Annotated in this window: 8 protein-coding genes; 5 read left to right on the forward strand and 3 right to left on the reverse strand. The window is 72.8% G+C overall.

The features are described 5' to 3' along the window. The first annotated feature begins 2 nt into the window (after positions 1–2). The gene (locus OHA86_RS04825; protein WP_329172784.1) at positions 3–473 is read left to right on the forward strand and encodes a hypothetical protein; all 471 of its coding nucleotides are present in this window, start codon (positions 3–5) and stop codon (positions 471–473) included. Between the two features lie 79 nt (positions 474–552). On the opposite strand, the gene OHA86_RS04830 is transcribed toward OHA86_RS04825, so the two are convergent. From OHA86_RS04830 to OHA86_RS04840, 3 genes are all read right to left on the reverse strand, one after another. Further along, on the reverse strand, positions 553–1029 hold the full coding sequence (locus OHA86_RS04830; protein WP_329172786.1) for an RICIN domain-containing protein: 477 nt from the start codon (positions 1027–1029) through the stop codon (positions 553–555). A 256-nt stretch (positions 1030–1285) separates the two neighbouring features. Continuing rightward, positions 1286–1543: a WhiB family transcriptional regulator gene (locus OHA86_RS04835; protein ID WP_329172788.1), complete on the reverse strand. Its 258-nt coding sequence runs from the start codon at positions 1541–1543 to the stop codon at positions 1286–1288. Positions 1544–1758: 215 nt separating this feature from the next. Further along, a complete protein-coding gene (locus OHA86_RS04840) occupies positions 1759–1944 on the reverse strand; it encodes a hypothetical protein (RefSeq protein ID WP_329172790.1) in 186 nt (61 codons plus the stop codon). A gap of 285 nt (positions 1945–2229) precedes the next feature. On the opposite strand from OHA86_RS04840, the gene OHA86_RS04845 reads away from it, so the two are divergent. The 4 genes from OHA86_RS04845 (at position 2230) to OHA86_RS04860 (ending at position 16728) form a co-directional block, all read left to right on the forward strand. Then, a complete protein-coding gene (locus OHA86_RS04845; protein ID WP_329182225.1) occupies positions 2230–4188 on the forward strand; it encodes a Xaa-Pro dipeptidyl-peptidase in 1959 nt (652 codons plus the stop codon). Positions 4189–4505: 317 nt separating this feature from the next. Beyond that, positions 4506–5360, forward strand: a complete 855-nt coding sequence (locus OHA86_RS04850) for a sterol desaturase family protein (protein WP_329172791.1) — start codon at positions 4506–4508, stop codon at positions 5358–5360. 102 nt (positions 5361–5462) lie between these two features. Then, positions 5463–15059 (forward strand): non-ribosomal peptide synthetase/type I polyketide synthase, encoded by a 9597-nt coding sequence (locus OHA86_RS04855; protein WP_329172792.1) that lies wholly within the window; start codon positions 5463–5465, stop codon positions 15057–15059. Beyond that, positions 15049–16728, forward strand: a complete 1680-nt coding sequence (locus OHA86_RS04860) for a phytoene desaturase family protein (protein WP_329172794.1) — start codon at positions 15049–15051, stop codon at positions 16726–16728. The genes OHA86_RS04855 and OHA86_RS04860 overlap by 11 nt, the downstream gene beginning before the upstream one ends. The last annotated feature ends 5 nt before the right edge of the window (positions 16729–16733 follow it).

A 16733-nucleotide genomic window follows, 5' to 3' on the forward strand; every position in this document is an offset into this window, starting at 1 on the left:
CGATGCCGACCACAGGACCACGCCCCTCCACCCGCGCAACACTGAGGGGAGCGGCCCGCCTCGCCGCGGCGGCCGGACTGGCGGTGGACGCCTACGTGCACGCCAAGCTCGCCGACCAGTACGACCCCGTCAAAGCGACGCTCAGCGAAGGCACCCTCTTCCGCGCCGAAGCCGCCGCTGCCGCCCTCGCCGCGCTGCTCATCCTCGTCTGGCGCCGTCCCGTCAGCGAAGCCCTCGGCTGGCTCGTCGCCGCGGGAGGACTGGCCGCGATCCTCGTCTACCGCTACGTGAACGTCGGCGCGCACGGCCCACTGCCCGCCATGTACGAGCCGATCTGGTCCTCCGACAAGAAGACCGCCGCACTGGCTCAGATCGTCACCCTCGTCACCGCGACCTTCCTGCTCCTCTCGGGCAGCCGCACCGGAGCCGTACGTGAGAAGTGCCCCCGGGCCCGGTACGGCCAGGGCCTGTGAGGAGTCCCTGGCGCCTCGGCTCAGAGGCACTTGGGCGTGGCCGCCCTCAGGAGCGGGGCCACGCCGGGGAAGGGCGGGGCTAACCCACGATCCGCCACTTCTGGTCGATCCGCTCCGGCTCGCACCTCACCCACGCCAGCGGCCGTCCGCTGCCGGCGTGGGTGACACAGCCGTTGGTCACATGCAGTTCGAACTGCACGCCGCCTTCGACCTGGCGGATCCGCCACCACTGGTGGGGGTCCCTGGTGCACGGCTCGGCGGTGATTCCGGCCTCCCCGCCGGTGAGGCAGTCACCGGAGGCCGCGTTGACCACCACGGAGAAACCCTCAGGACCGGGAACGACGTTCCACCGCTGGCGCTCGCTGCCGCTGGCCGTCTCGGCCAGGACCGGGTCTCCGGCCTCGCCGATCTGGTCCCAGGCGTCCGACGGCCTGGCCACGCTGCGGATCTCGTAGCCGCCGGCGGCGTGGGCGGCGGGGGTCATCGAGAAGGCCAGGGGTGCCGCGCATACCGCGGCCATCAGTGGGCCCAGCAGCGGACGGCGAAAAGCGCGCATGGCTGACTCCTGTTCTTGTCACGGCGTCGGCACATGAGCGGCCGACTCGCGCCAGGATAGGGAGGTTTGCCCGGTTTTTCGGGCATCTCAGGCGGACTGACACGTTCGTGTCCGACCGGCCGCCCACCGTTGACACGACCGGCGCCGGGGCCGCACGCCGCAGGGGCGGTCCCGCAGGACCGCCCCTGACGTCCGACCGGCCTGCCGCGCTCCGCCCGTCGCCCCGACCGGGCCGGACGGCGAAACGCGGCAGGTCCTAGTCCTGACGGACGCGGTTGCGGCTGGCGCGGCGCCTCATCGAGCGGCGCTCGTCCTCGCTGAGTCCGCCCCAGACACCGGCGTCCTGACCGGTCTCCAGTGCCCATTGGCGGCACTGGTCCATGACGGGGCACCGGCGGCAGACCCTCTTGGCCTCCTCGATCTTCAAGATCGCGGGGCCGGAGTTGCCGACGGGGAAGAACAGCTCGGGGTCCTCGTCGCCGCACGCAGCGCGGTGTTGCCAGTCGGGGATCATGGTTCCTCCATCGCTCGATCGGCCTTTCGGGGTGGGAGCGGCCGGGCAGAAGAGTTCGATCGCCGGACCAGCATCGACTTCTCCGCCTCCTGGGCGGCTTTCTCCTGTGGTGCGCCTGTCCGGTGAGACGGAGCCCAACCGCACTGCGGGGCAGCGAGATTCGGTCGGCCTCGCGCGCACACGGCTGCTCCAGGCCATACGGGGGCCCGGCGGCGTCAGCCGAGCGCGACCACCAGCGCGGCGGCGAGCACGAGCAGGACCGCCGCGGAGAGCAGAATGATGCGGCCCACGGGCATCGAGGCCGCCGCATGGTGGCGGAGGCGCCCGGCTCGCGCGTGCTTGTGCGGCCGTCCGGCGGCCCAGGGGCGAGTGCTGTGTGTCGTCATCCGGATCTGCGTCATGCTCCCCTCCTGACCGCTGAACGGAGAATGAAAGCCGGAAAATGACGGACAAGCCCGCCGGGGGGGTGACGCGCCCGCCGGAAGCGCCGTGAGCGGCTTCCGCCGGGCGCGGCGCCGGTGTCCGGAGTCCCGTCCGCCGAAGGGGACGTGGGTCAGCACGGTGCCGTACCTGCCCCAGGGGCCGGGGGCCGGTCCGCTGTCTCGAAAGCGATCTGTTGTCATGACCCGATCAGCGGGTAATGTCCCGGGGTGCTGTCACATACGCGGAGATCCCCCGCCCGCCCGATGTCCGTCGCGGCGGCGATCCTCGCCGCCCTGGTCCTCGTCCTGCTCGCCCCGGCCGGCGCGCACGCCGGTCCGGCCCCACGGGACACCGGCAGCCAGCCGGTCGACTCCTACGCCAACGCCGTCCGCCAGTCCGTCTGGGTCACCACCGGCCTCGACGGCGACCGCGACGGCAAGCCCGACCGGGTGGCGGTGGACATCGTCCGGCCCTCGGAGCCCGCCGCGGCCGGCCAGAAGGTCCCGGTCATCATGGACGCCAGCCCCTACTACTCCTGCTGCGGCCGCGGCAACGAGAGCCAGCTCAAGACGTACGACAAGAGCGGGAACCCGGTGGGCTTCCCGCTCTACTACGACAACTACTTCGTGCCGCGCGGCTACGCCGTCGTACTCGTCGACCTCACGGGCACCGACCGCTCCGACGGCTGCGTCGACGTCGGCGGCCCCTCCGACATCGCCTCCGCCAAGGCCGTCATCGACTGGCTGAACGGCAGAACCACCGGCTACAGCACCCGCACCGGGAGTACGACCGCCGCGGCGAGCTGGGCCAACGGGTCGGTCGGCATGATCGGCAAGAGCTGGGACGGCACCATCGCCAACGGTGTCGCCGCCACGGGTGTCGACGGCCTGAGGACCGTCGTCGACATCAGCGGCATCAGCTCCTGGTACGACTACTACTTCGCGCAGGGGGCGGCGCTCTACGACGGCGGCCCCGACGCGCTCGCCTCCGAGGTCGAGAGCTCCGCCGCGCGGTCCCGCTGCTCCGCCGAGCAGCAGGCGCTGCGCACCGGGGCGCCGCGCAACGGCGACTGGACCAGCGCCTGGCAGCAGCGCGACTACTACGCCGACGCGTCCAAGGTGAAGGCCAGCGTCTTCGTCGCGCAGGGCGCGCAGGACCTCAATGTGCGCACCAAGAACTTCGGCCAGTGGTGGGACGCGCTCGCGGCCAACGGGGTGCCGCGCAAGATCTGGCTGTCGCAGACCGGCCACGTCGACCCGTTCGACTACCGGCGGTCCGCCTGGGTCGACACCTTGCACCAGTGGTTCGACTACTACCTGATGGGCGTCGACAACGGCGTCCAGAACCAGCCGATGGCCGACATCGAACGCACCCCCGACCACTGGACCACCGATCAGGCCTGGCCCCCGTCGGGTACCGCAGCGACCCGGCTCGGCCTGCTGCCGGGCACCGCGAACGGCCTCGGCACGCTGAGCGCCGCGGCCCCTCCGGCGAGCGGCACCGAGCGCTACACCGACAACCCGGCGCAGAGCGAGGACACCTGGGCGGCGCAGGCGGACCAGGCGACCGCGGCCAAGGTGTCCTTCACCACCGGCGTGCTCACCGGCGACCTGCGGCTGTCCGGCGGCGGCACGGTGACACTGACCACGACGCCGTCCACCACCAGCGCCCACCTGTCCGCGGTCCTGGTCGACCTCGGCCCGGCGACCATCCGGGACTACGAGGCCGCGGGCGAGGGCATCACCACGCAGAGCACCAGGTCCTGCTGGGGCGACAGCACGTCCGGGGACAGCGCCTGCTACCTCGACACCGCGGCGGACACCGAGACCGTCCAGCAGACGGTCTTCAGCCGCGGCTGGGCCGACCTGGGGCACTACGACCCCGCGCTGCACGGCGTCGCGCTCACCGCGGGCAAGCCGTACACCATCACCCTCCAGCTGGCCTCCTCCGACCACGTGGTCCCGGCCGGGCACCGGCTCGCGCTGATCGTCGCGGGCACCGACAACGGGCTGATCGTCGCCCCGTCCACCAAGCCGGCGATCACCATCGACCTGTCCAGGTCCAGCGCGAACCTGCCGCTGGTCGGCGGCCTCCCGGCGCTGGCGCACGCGCTGCGCGGCGGGTCCGACAGCCCTCGTGCGGCGGGCGGTCCGGCCACCGCCGCCCCGGCGGGCGGCCCGGCGGCTGCGCTGCCCGCCTCGCAGGCGGCGCGACTGCGCTGAACCCCGCCCGCAGCCGATCGAGGGTCCCGCCGGTAGACCGGCGGGACCCTCGTGTGTGCGGCAGCCGCACACACGACCGGGCGCCGCCCGCCCGAAGCGGGCCGGCCCGGTCCCGCCCGGGCTCGGCCTGAACGTTCCTTCACGGCGTGCGCCCCCGGCGCGGGGCGGATCGCGCGGCGGACGCGTGTGATACCGCGCGCCGATAAGAATGATTGCGCTCCGCAATCTTGCAACCACATACTGTGATCACCGCTGCGGATCACTGGTCCCTGGAGCGTGCTTCCCTCTGTCAAGTCGCCGCCGTTAGGAGGCATTTGATGCCCCGGTTGACGGTAGAACACGTACTGGCCGTGTCCGTCCAGCCCGTCCTGCTGCTCGCTGTTGCCAGCGTCTTCGCCCTCACCGAGTGGCGTGGATGGGAATTGGGCACAGCCACCTTCCTCTTCCAGTTCGCGGTGCTCGGTTTCCTGGCGGCGCTGGAGTTCCTGATCCCCTACGACCTGTCCTGGCGGCCGACCCGGCGCGAGTGGGGGTACTACGGCGTGTACTACGTGCTCACCGCCACCGCGGGCGCACTCGGGCAGACCGTCGTGCTGCTCGCGGTCGCCGCGATCGCGACCGCGCACCCCGTCCTCCCGCTGTGGGGCGAGATCCCCGTGGCGCTGCTGACCGGCTCGCTCGCGAGCTACGCGGTGCACCGGGCCGGGCACAGCGTCCCGTGGCTGTGGAAACTGCACGGGGTGCACCATGTGCCGGCCAAGGTCAACGTCGCCAACAACGGCGTCAACCACGTGGCCGACGTGTTCATCTCGCAAGGGTTCGTCCAACTGACGCTCGCCTTCCTCGGGTTCTCCGAGCGCGCGGTCTTCGGGGTGGGGCTGTTCGTGATCGCGCAGGGGTATTTCGTCCACGCCAACATCCGGGTGTCGCTCGGACCGCTGAATCACGTCCTCGTCGGTCCCGAGCAGCACCGGCTGCACCACAGCACCGATCTGTCCGAGGCCGGCCACTACGGATCCGACCTGTCGCTCTGGGACCGGGTGTTCGGCACCTTCACCTGGCGTCCCGGCCGCGAGCCGGTGGCGGTCGGCCTGACCGACCCCCGGTCCTTCCCGGCCTCCGGGCGCATTCTCACCACGCTCGTCCACCCCTGGCGCCGCTCGCTCGGCTGACACGTATCCGCTGTCCTCCGCGCTGTTGCCGGCTTGCTCACGTCTGCGCGGTGCGTGCCGTCCTCCGGGACGGGCGCCCGATCCGTGACCCGAGGAGTGCTCATGTCCGCATCACCCAGTGGTTCCCCCCTGCCCGCCGCCAAGGTCGCCCTCATCGGCATCGGCTGCCGCTTCCCGGGCGGTGCGAACGACCACCGCTCCTTCTGGCGCAATCTCGCCGAGGGGAGGGACTGCATCACGCCGACGCCGCCCGACCGGTACGACGTGGCGGGTCTGGGCAGCAGGGACAAGGCCAAACCGGGTCGGCTGGTGGGCGGGCGGGGCGGGTACATCGACGGGTTCGACGAGTTCGACCCGGCGTTCTTCGGCATCAGCCCCCGTGAGGCGCACGCCATGGATCCCCAGCAGCGCAAGCTTCTGGAGGTGGCCTGGGAGGCCCTGGAGGACGGCGGGCAGAAGCCGGCCGAGCTGGCCGGGCGCGATGTCGGCGTGTTCGTCGGGGCGTTCACCCTGGACTACAAGATCCTGCAGTTCTCCGATCTCCGGTTCGACACCCTCGAAGCCCACACGGCGACCGGCACGATGATGACGATGGTCTCGAACCGGCTCTCCCACTGCTTCGACTTCCGGGGCCCCAGCCTCTCCATCGACTCCGCGTGCAGTTCCTCCCTGGTCGCCGTCCACCTCGCCTGCCAGAGCCTGCGCCGCGGCGAGAGCTCGCTGGCCCTGGCCGGCGGCACCCTGCTGCACCTGACTCCGCAGTACACGATCGCCGAGACCAAGGGCGGCTTCCTGTCGCCGGAGGGCCGTTCCCGGACGTTCGACGCGAAGGCGGACGGCTACGTCCGGGCCGAGGGGGTCGGCATCGTCGTCCTCAAACTCCTCGCCGACGCGGTACGCGACGGTGACCCGATCCACGCCGTGATCACGGAGACCGGCGTCAACCAGGACGGACGCACCAACGGCATCACCGTCCCCCGGGCCGAGGCCCAGACCGCGCTCATCGAGCAGGTCTGCGCCCGGGCCGGCATCACCCCGGGCAGCCTGCAATACGTCGAGGCGCACGGCACGTCCACCGCGGTGGGCGACCCGATCGAGGCGAACGCGCTGGCCGGCGCCCTCGCCATCGGCCGCAAGCCCGGCGCCGCCTGCTACATCGGATCGGTCAAGACCAACATCGGGCACACCGAGTCCGCCGCGGGGATCGCCGGCCTGATCAAGACCGCGCTCAGCATCGAGCACCGGCTGATCCCGCCGCACATCAACCTGGAGCGGATCAACCCCGCGATCGACCTGGAAGCCGCGCCCTACGGGATCCCGGACCGGCTCACCCCCTGGCCCGCGCACGAGGGACCGGCCCGCGCGGGGGTGAATTCCTTCGGCTTCGGCGGCACCAACGCGCACGTCCTGCTCGAAGCGGCTCCCGGTCCGGCTCCGGCCCCGGTCCGCCACAGACCGTCCACCGCGGACCCCGGCCTGCCGTTCCGCGTCCTGCCGCTCAGCGCCCACGACAGCGCCGTGCTGCCCGCGCTGGCCGACACCGTGCGCGCGGAACTGGCGGAGCCGGCCGACCCGCACGCGGGCCCGGTGCCGCTCACCGACCTCGCGCACTCCCTCGCCCACCACAGGCAGCACCACGACGCCCGGCTGGCCGCGGTGTACGCGTCACCTCACGACCTGGACGAGGCGCTGGCGGCGTACGCCCGGGGCGAAGCGCACCCGCGTGTCCTGGCCGGCAGACGCCACGAGGCACCGCACGACGCACCCGCCTGGGTGTTCACCGGCATGGGACCGCAGTGGTGGGCCATGGGCCGCGAGTTGTTCGCGGCGGCGCCCGCCTACCGGGAGGCCGTCGAGGCCGTCGACCGCGAGATCACCGCACAGGCCGGCTGGTCGCTGATCGCCGAGCTGAACGCCGACGAGGACGCGTCCCACATGGCGCAGACCTGGCTGGCCCAGCCGGCCAACTTCGCCGTGCAGACCGGACTCGCCGCCCTCTGGCGCGCCCACGGGGTCCACCCCTCGGCCGTGGTCGGCCACAGCACGGGCGAGGTCGCCGCTTTCCACGAGGCCGGCGTGTACGACCTCCCGGACGCCGTACGGATCGTGCTGCACCGCAGCCGGCTCCAGCACCGGGCCACGGGCGCCGGCACCATGCTCGCGGTCGGTCTGCCGGAGCAGGAGGCCACCCGCCGTGCGGCGGCCTTCGGCGGCCGGGTGTCCGTCGCGGCGGTCAACAGTCCGGAGGCACTCACGGTGGCCGGGGACGAGGCGAGCCTGACCGCGTACGCCGAAGCGCTGCGCGCCGACGGCGTGTTCGCCAAGTTCCTCGATGTCCGCGTGCCCTACCACAGCGCAGCCATGGACGACCTGAAGGCCGATCTGCTGGCGGAGCTGGCCGGGATCACCCCCCGTCCCGCCCGGCTGCCCCTCTACCTCACCGCCAGGGAGGGGCGGGCCGAGGGACCCGAACTCGACGCGCGCTACTGGTGGAACAACGTCCGCGACACCGTCCGCTTCCGCTCGGCGATCGACGCCATGCTCGACGACGGGCACCGCACCTTCCTGGAGATCGGCCCCCACCCGGTGCTCGGACGCTCCATCAAGGAGTGCTTCGCCGCCCGCGACGGCGTGTCCGGGGCCGGGGCCGCGGCGCCGGCGCCGGTCCCGGGCGGGCACCAGCCCGTGACCACGCTGCCCTCGATCCGCCGGTCCGAGGACGAGCTCCTGTGCTTCACCACCTCCCTCGCCGCGCTGTACACCGTCGGCTGCGCCGTCGACTGGGACGTGCTGCACCCGCGGGGACGCCGGGTGCCGCTGCCGCGCTATCCGTGGAAGCGGGACCGGTACTGGACCGAACCCGCCTCCGTGGCGCAGATCCGGCTGGGCCACGTCGACCATCCGCTGCTCGGCCGGCGCCTCGCCACCGCGGAGCCCGCGTGGGAGGTGGCGCTCGACGTCGAGACCACGCCCTATCTCGCCGACCACCGGATCCAGGGCCGGACGCTGTTTCCCGCGGCCGGGTATGTCGAGATGGCCTACCAGGCGCTCCACGCGCTGACCGGCGGGACGGACGCCGGGCTGGGCGGCATCGAACTGCGCAAGGCCCTCTTCCTGCCCGACGACGCCCCGCGCCGCGTGCAGTTGTCGCTGTCCGCGGAGTCCTCCTCCTTCACCGTGGCGAGCGGCGGCGACGCCTCCGCGGTCCACGCCCGCGGCACGGTACGCAGCGGAAGTCCGGCCGCACGCGTCCCCGCGCTGGACCGGGAGGCGATCACGGCGCGCGGCGGGCAGCCCCTGTCCGCCACCGCCTGCTACGACCTGCTGAGCGCCCTCGGCTACGACTACGGCCCCGCCTTCCAGGGCATCGCGGAGGTCTGGCGGGCGCCGGGCGAGGCACTGGCACTGATCAGGCCGCCCGCGAGCGCCGGTGAGGGAGCGGCGGGCCACCACGTGCACCCGGTTCTGCTCGACTCCTGCTTCCAGACCCTGCTCGTCGCGGGACTCCCGGCCGCCGACACGGCGGCCGGGGGCGGGATGCTGCTGCCGCTCACCATCGACGAGCTGCGCACGGATCCCGTCGGCGCGGGCCCGCTGTGGGCACACGCCACCGTCACCCGGCGTGCGGACGACGAACTCGTCGGCGACATCGCCCTCTACACCGAGGACGGCGAGCCGGCCGGCCACGTCCGCGGCTTCCGCGCCGCGGACGTCGAGCAGGCCTCGGCCACGGTGGGGCTCACGACCATCGACGGCTGGCTCGCCGAAGTCGCCTGGACCGAGGCGCCGTCGCCCGGCCAGGCTCCGGACGGCGAGCGGGCCGCCGGTACCTGGCTGCTGTTCGCCGACCGGCCCGGGGGCGTGGCGGACTCCCTCGTGGGGCTCGCGAGCGGCCGGGGCGCGCGCTGCCACCTCGTACGGCCGGGTGACCGCTACCTCTTCGACCACGACGGACGGGGCTCCCGGGTGGTTCCGGGCAGCGCCGACGACCTCCGCAGGCTGCTCGGCGACCTGACCGCCCTCGCCGCGGACCGCGGTGAACCGCCTCTGGACACCGTCGTCCACCTGTGGAATCTGGATCTGCCCCGGCTGGACGACACCTCGCGGGACGACCTCGACGCGCACGGCACGCTCGGCGCCTACTCCGTCGTCGCCCTGGCCCAGGCGCTCCAGGACCACCCGGGGCAGGCGACCGCCCCGGCCGCCCTCCACCTGGTCACCCGGGGCGCCCAGGCGGCCGTGCCCGGTGAGCCGGTCGAGCCTCTCGGCGCACCGGTCTGGGGCATCGGCCGGGTGCTGCGCCACCAGGAGCTGACCGCGCACCGGGGCAAGCTGATCGACCTGCCGCCGCTGCGGGAGGGCGCCGGTCCCGCGGACTCGGAAGCCGAGGCCGGCGCCGGCGACGCCGAGGAGCTGCTGCGTGAGATCCTCGCCCCGCGGACCCCGGACCGGCCGCAGGACGAGGTGGCCCTGCGCCACGGGCGCCGCCTCGTCAGCGCGCTCGCCCGCCCCGGAGACCTCACCCTTTCCCTCCCGCCCCGGCTGCGCCCGGACGGCGCCTACCTCGTCACCGGTGCCTTCGGCGCGCTGGGCCGGCTGCTGTGCCGCTACCTCGTCCGCCGGGGCGCCCGGCACCTGATCCTCGTCGGGCGCACGGAACTGCCCGACCGCGCCACCTGGCGGGCGGTCGGCCCGGACTCCCCCGCGGGCTCCGGGATCGACTTCGTCAAGGAACTGGAGTCGCTCGGCGCGCACCCCGTGCACGCCGCCCTCGACATCCGCGACGAGCAGGCCCTGACGCAATGGCTGGCCGACTACCGGGGCCGGGACGCTCCACCGGTGCGCGGCGTCTTCCACCTCGCCGGGCAGGTGCGCGACACCCCCGTGCGGGCCATGGACCGCGCCACCTTCGACTCCGTGTTCACCCCGAAGGCCGCGGGTTCCTGGCTCCTGCACCACCATCTGCGCGACGAACCGCTCGACTACTTCGTGCTCTTCGCCTCGGTCGCCTCCCTGCTCACCACCGCCGGCCAGACGAACTACGCGGCGGGCAACGCCTTCCTGGACGCCCTCGCCCAGCACCGCAGGTCCCGGGGCATGCCCGCGCTCAGCCTGGACTGGGGCCCCTGGGCGACCGGCATGATCCACGAACTGAGCCTGGTCGAGCACTACCGCAGCGTCCGGGGCATGAGCTCGCTCTCGCCGGCCGCCGGCACGGCCGTCCTGGAACGGGTCCTCGGCCAGGACCGCGCCCAGCTCCTGATCGCCACCGTCACCGACTGGCCGACCTTCCTCGCCTGGTATCCCGCCCCGCCCCCGCTGGTCGCGGAGCTCGCCGCCGAGGCCGCCCGCGCGGCGGACTCGGCGGGGTCCGGCACGGACGGCCAGGACGGCTACCTGGACCGGTTCAGGGCCGCGGCGGACGAGGCGGAGCGCGCCCGGCTGGTCACGGACCGCTTCGTCGGCTGCGCCTCGGCCGTCCTGCGGATGCCCGCGGACCAGCTCGACCTGGACACCGGCCTCGGTGCGCTGGGCATCGACTCGCTGCTCGCCATGGAACTGCGGGCCAGGGTCCAGGCGGAGACCGGGGTCGCGCTGCCGGTGGTGGCGCTGCTCAGCGGAGCGCCGCTGCGGGAGCTGACCGCGCAGCTGCACCAGGCCACCGCGGAGCTCGCCGCGGCGGCGGCGGGACCGGAGGCCGCGGCGGCGGAGGTGTACGAGGACGTCTCGCGGCACCCGCTGACCCAGAACCAGAAGGCGCTGTGGTTCCTCAAGCAGCTGAATCCTGACGGCTTCGCCTACAACATCGGCGGGGCGGTCGAGGTCCGCACGCAGATCGACCCGGAGCTGATGGCGGCCGCCGTCCGCGTCCTGACGGCCCGGCATCCGGTGCTGCGGGCCAACTTCGTGCTGGAGGACGGCCGCCCGCTCCAGGTCGTCTCGGAGGACGTGGAGCCGGACATGCGGGTCTTCGACGTCGAGGGCCTGGCGTGGGAGCAGGTCCGCGACCTGATCGTCGAGGAGTACCGCAGGCCGTACGACCTCACGTGCGACCGGCTGATGCGCTTCCGGCTGTTCCGGCGCGGCCCGGACCGCTGGGTGCTGATGAAGGCGGTCCACCACATCGTCTCGGACGCGATCTCCACCTTCACCTTCATCGAGGAACTGCTCGCCCTGTACGAGGGGATGCGCGCGGGCCGCACGGTCGAACTGCCGCCGGTCCAGGCCCGTTACCTGGACTTCCTCAACCGGCAGAACCGGTTCCTGGCGTCACCGCGGGCCGGTCGCATGCTGGACTACTGGCGCGGCGCGCTGCCCGCCGAGATCCCGCCGCTCACCCTGCCCACCGACGCGCCCCGGCCCGCCGTGCAGACCCACAACGGCGCCTCGGAGTTCTTCGTCCTCGACGAGGAACTCAGCGCCCGGGTCCATGCCCTGGCGCGCGAGAACGACGTCACCGTCTTCATGGTGCTGCTGGCCGCCTACTACCTGCTGCTGCACCGGCACTCCGGCCAGGACGACATCGTCGTCGGCAGCCCGGTGACCGGCCGCACCGACGAGGACCTGTCCTCGGTGTACGGCTACTTCGTCAACCCGCTGCCGCTGTACGCGAACCTGGCGGGCGACCCGACCGTCGCCGAACTGCTCGCCCAGGTCCGCGCGACGGTGCTCGGGGGCCTCGACCACCAGGAGTATCCCTTCGTCCTGCTGGTCGAGAAGCTCGGCCTCCAGCACGACCCCAGCCGCTCCGCCGTCTTCCAGGCGATGTTCATCCTGCTCGCCCACAAGGTGTCCTCGCAGCAGTACGGCTACCACCTCGACTACATCGAACTCCCCGAGGAAGAGGGACAGTTCGACCTCACGCTGTCGGCGTACGAGGACGAGGCCGAGCGCCGCCTCCACTGCGTGCTCAAGTACAACACCGACCTGTTCCGGCCCGGGACCGCCCAGCGGCTCGTCCGGCACTACCGCAACCTGCTGGACGCGCTGACCCGCTCCCCCGGCGGCCTGCGGGTGGCGGGGCTCGACATGCTCGGCGAGCGCGAGCGCCACGAGATCCTGCACGGCCCGTCCGCCCGGGGCCCCGTTCTCGCGCAGGACCCGCCCGTGCAGGCGCTGTTCGCCCGGGCGGCGGCCCGCAACCCGCAGGCGGTCGCGGTCACCGTTCCCGCCGCCGCCCCAGACGGCGAGGCCCGGCATCTGACGTACGCGGAGCTGGAGCGGGCCTCCGCCGCCCTGGCCGGGCGGCTGCGGGCCCGGGCGGTGAGCGGCGGGGTCGTCGCGGTGTGCCTGCCGAAGTCGGCCGAACTGGTCGTCGCGCTGCTCGCCGTCCTGCGTGCCGGAGCCGCGTACCTGCCGCTCGATCCGAGCCACCCGGCGGAAAGGCTCGCTTTCATGGCGGGCAACGCGGCCGTGGGCCTGGTCATCACCGACCCGGCGGGCGCCGGGCGGCTGGCCGTACCGGGTGCGGAATTCCTGACCGGCGTCATGGGGGAAGGCGACGCCTCGGCGCAGGACAGCGAGGGCCCGGCCGCCTCCCACGACATGCCTGTGGGCGCGGACACACCCGCGTACGTCATCCACACCTCGGGATCGACGGGCCGCCCCAAGGCCGTACAGGTCTCGCACGGCGCCCTGTCGGCCCTCTACGGCGCCTGGCGCGAGGAGTACGGGCTGGACGCCGCGCCCGGGGTCCACCTCCAGATGGCCGGCGCGTCCTTCGACGTCTTCACCGGCGACCTCGTCCGCGCGCTGTGCTCGGGCGGGCGGCTGGTCCTCGCCGACCGCGAACTGCTGCTCAACACGGCACGGCTGTACGAGGCGATGACCGCCGAGGGGGTCGACTGCGCCGAGTTCGTCCCCGCCGTCGCCCGCGCGCTGATGACCCACTGCGAGGAGGGCGGCCACCGGCTGGACTTCATGCGGCTGATGATCGTCGGATCCGACACCTGGAAGGTGGCGGAGTACGCACGGCTGCGCGTCCTGTGCGGCCCGGCCACCCGGGTGATCAGCTCCTACGGCCTGACCGAGGCGACCGTCGACAGCGCCTGCTTCGACGGGCCCGCCGACGGCCTCGACCCCAGCAGCAGCGTCCCCATCGGCCATCCGCTGCCCAACTGCGTCCTGCACGTGCTCGACGCCCGCCGGCAGCCCGTACCGGCGGGAGTGGCCGGCGAGCTGTGGGCCGGCGGGGCGGGCCTGGCCCTGGGCTACGCCGGGGACCCCGAGCAGACCGCGCGCCGCTTCGTCACCCTCACCCTGGACCGCGGACCCGACGCCGTCCCCGAGCGGCTCTACCGCACCGGGGACCTGGCGCGCCGGGACGCCGAGGGCCGGATCCACCTGCTCGGCCGCGCCGACACCCAGATCAAGCTGCGCGGCCACCGCATCGAACCCGGCGAGATCGAATCCCTGCTCACCGCCTTCCCCGGGGTCGCCGCGGCCCACGCGATGGTCAGGACCGACGTCGGCGGCGAACCGGTGCTCTGCGCCTACGTCGTCCGCGCCCACGACGTCCTCGACGCCGCGGAGCCGGTGGAGGCCGCGCCGGACACCCGGGCCCTGCGCCGCCACCTCGCCGCCCAGCTGCCCACCTACCTCATCCCCGCCCATCTGACGGTGCTGGACGCCCTCCCGCTGACCGCGAACGGCAAGGTGGATCCCGAGGCCCTGCCCGCGCCCCGCTCCGAGGGCGCGGAGGTCGAGCACGAACCGCCCGCCACGCTGTACGAGGAGCGTGTCGCGGCCCACTGGAAGACGGTGATCGACCTCGAGCGGGTCAGCCTGCACAGCGACTTCTTCGCCTCCGGCGGCAGCTCCATCACGCTGATCGAGCTGATCCACCACCTCCAGAAGGAGTTCGGGATCGCGATCGCCGTCGGCCGGCTCTTCAAGGTCACCACCCTGCACGGCATGGCCCGTACGGTCGAGGACATCGTCACGGGCCGGATCTCCGGCAACCTCTCCCACCTGACCTTCAACGCGGGCCGCGGACCGGCGCTCTTCTGCTTCCCGCCCGCCGGCGGCCACGGCCTGGTCTACCGCAACTTCGCCGCGCACCTGCCGTCGTACGAACTGGTCGCCTTCAACCACGTCGACGGGGACAAGGCCGTCCGCTACGCCGACCTCATCGAGTCGCTGCGCCCCGAGGGGCCGTGCCTCCTCCTCGGCTACTCCCTGGGCGGCAACCTCGCCTTCGAGGTCGCCAGAGAGCTGGAACAGCGCGGCCGCGACGTGCCGCATGTCGTGATCATGGACTCGTACCGCATCACGCAGGAGTACGGACTCCCCACCGAGCACATCGAGGCCTTCGAACGCGAACTGGGGGACCATCTGCGCCGCCACACCCGCTCCGAGACCGTCACCGCTCAGACCCTCGAACAGGCCAGGGACTACCTGGAGTACTGCGGGCGCACCCCGAACCGCGGAAGGGTGGCCGCCACGGTCACCGTGATCTCGGACGAGGCGAAGGCGGCCTTCTACGCGGCCGAGCAGCCCGGCAGCTGGCACGCCGCCTCCACCACCGGCAGCCGGCTGGTGCGCGGCGCGGGGCTGCACGCCGAGATGCTGGACGAGAAGCCCTCGCAGCGGAACGCGGCCCTGGTGCTCGCCGCGCTCGACGACGGGACCGGCGCCCGCCGCGAAGCCCGCACCCCCGTGCAGACCGACCCCACGAAGGGCGAACCAGGTGCCGCGTAACGACAGGCCCGTATGGGAGGCCCGCGCCCCGGGGCCGGGCCGGAGCACGGCGGACAAGCCGCGGGTGATCATCATCGGGGCGGGCATCGGCGGCCTGTCCACCGGCTGCTACGCCCAGATGAGCGGCGCCGAGACCCGGATCTTCGAGCGGCACGTCCTGCCCGGCGGCTGCTGCACCGCGTGGTCGCGCCAGGACTACGTCTTCGACTACTGCATCGAGTGGCTGACCGGGACGGGACGCAACAACGACGCCAGCCGGGTCTGGCGGGAGCTGGGCGCCCTGGACGGCAAGACCATCGCGAACTTCGAGATGTTCAACACCGTCACCGACGAGGACGGCCGCTCGGTCACCTTCTACAACGACCCCGACCGCCTCGAAGCGCACCTGCTGGAGATCTCGCCCGCCGACGCACGCCCGATCCGGGCGTTCTGCCGCGACCTGCGCCGCTTCACCCGCATCAACCTCTACCCCTTCCTGACCCCGCCGCCGCTCCAGTCGCCGCGGGAGAAGCTGGCCACCCTCCGCACCGTCACGCCCTCCTTCGCGCTGCTGTGGCGCACCGCGGTCACCCGCATGGAGAGCTTCTGCGACCGCTTCGAGGACCCGCTGCTGCGCCGGGCGTTCCCGTTCATCTTCTTCCAGGACCACGAGGTCTTCCCGCTGCTGCCCTACCTGTTCAACATGGCCAGCGCCTTCCACCTCAACGCGGGCTTCCCGCAGGGCGGTTCGCTCGGCCTGGCGCGCTCGGTGGAGGAGCGGTACACCGAACTGGGCGGCCGGGTGGACTACCGGGCGCGGGTGGAACGCGTCCTGGTGGCCGACGACCGCGCGATCGGCGTGGAACTGCGCGGCGGTGAGCGGCACTTCGCCGACCACGTGGTCTCGGCGTGCGACGGGGTCACGACCATCGACGGGCTGCTCGGCGGTCGCTACACGAGCCCGCGGATCGACAAGCTCTTCGCCCATCTGACGAGCCGCCCCGACGTGCTCTACCCGGGCGTGGTCTCGGCCTTCGTCGGACTCGGCGAAGAGATGGACCCGTCCGCCCGGCACAGCACCACCTACCTGCTCTCCGACGAGGACAGCGCGCAACTGCCCGGCGTCCTGCAGAACAGCCTCGTGGTGCAGGTGCGCTCGCGCTACTCCGACGGCTTCGCCCCGCCCGGGAAGTCCGTGCTGCACTGCACCTACTTCAGCGACTACGACTCCTGGAAGCAGTTGCGCCGCACCGACCGCAAGTCCTACCGGGCCCGCAAGCAGAAGGTGGCCGACTTCGTCCGGGCCTTCCTGGAGCGGCACTACCCGGGTATCGGCCGGGCCATCGAGGTCATGGATGTGGCCTCGCCGACCACCACCGAGCGGTACACCGGGGTCCGGGGCGGCAGCATCCTGGGCTGGAAGTCCTTCACCCCGGCCGACGACGTCATCACCGGTCTGATCAACAAGGACCGGATGCGGCTGCCGGGCCTGGACGGATTCTCCATGGCGGGCCAGTGGTTCGGCGGCGGCAGCCTGATCCGCGCCGCCGCCGGCGGCCGGTTCGTCACCCAGTACCTGTGCGAGGAGCTGGGCCTGGACTTCCGCGCCTGGGAGCGCGGCGGCACCACCCCCTGGCATCCCGGGATGCTCGGCCACCTGCCGCAGCTCGAAAGCCACAGGGTGAGGTGACGGCG

The sequence above is a fragment of the Streptomyces sp. NBC_01477 genome (assembly GCF_036227245.1).
GTDB lineage: Bacteria > Actinomycetota > Actinomycetes > Streptomycetales > Streptomycetaceae > Actinacidiphila.

Bases quoted from the DNA above. Each gene is read 5' to 3' on its own strand.
- OHA86_RS04825 (WP_329172784.1), top strand. From the start codon at position 3: ATGCCGACCACAGGACCACGCCCCTCCACCCGCGCAACACTGAGGGGA.
- OHA86_RS04830 (WP_329172786.1), bottom strand. From the start codon at position 1,029: ATGCGCGCTTTTCGCCGTCCGCTGCTGGGCCCACTGATGGCCGCGGTA.
- OHA86_RS04835 (WP_329172788.1), bottom strand. From the start codon at position 1,543: ATGATCCCCGACTGGCAACACCGCGCTGCGTGCGGCGACGAGGACCCC.
- OHA86_RS04840 (WP_329172790.1), bottom strand. From the start codon at position 1,944: ATGACGCAGATCCGGATGACGACACACAGCACTCGCCCCTGGGCCGCC.
- OHA86_RS04845 (WP_329182225.1), top strand. From the start codon at position 2,230: ATGTCCGTCGCGGCGGCGATCCTCGCCGCCCTGGTCCTCGTCCTGCTC.
- OHA86_RS04850 (WP_329172791.1), top strand. From the start codon at position 4,506: ATGCCCCGGTTGACGGTAGAACACGTACTGGCCGTGTCCGTCCAGCCC.
- OHA86_RS04855 (WP_329172792.1), top strand. From the start codon at position 5,463: ATGTCCGCATCACCCAGTGGTTCCCCCCTGCCCGCCGCCAAGGTCGCC.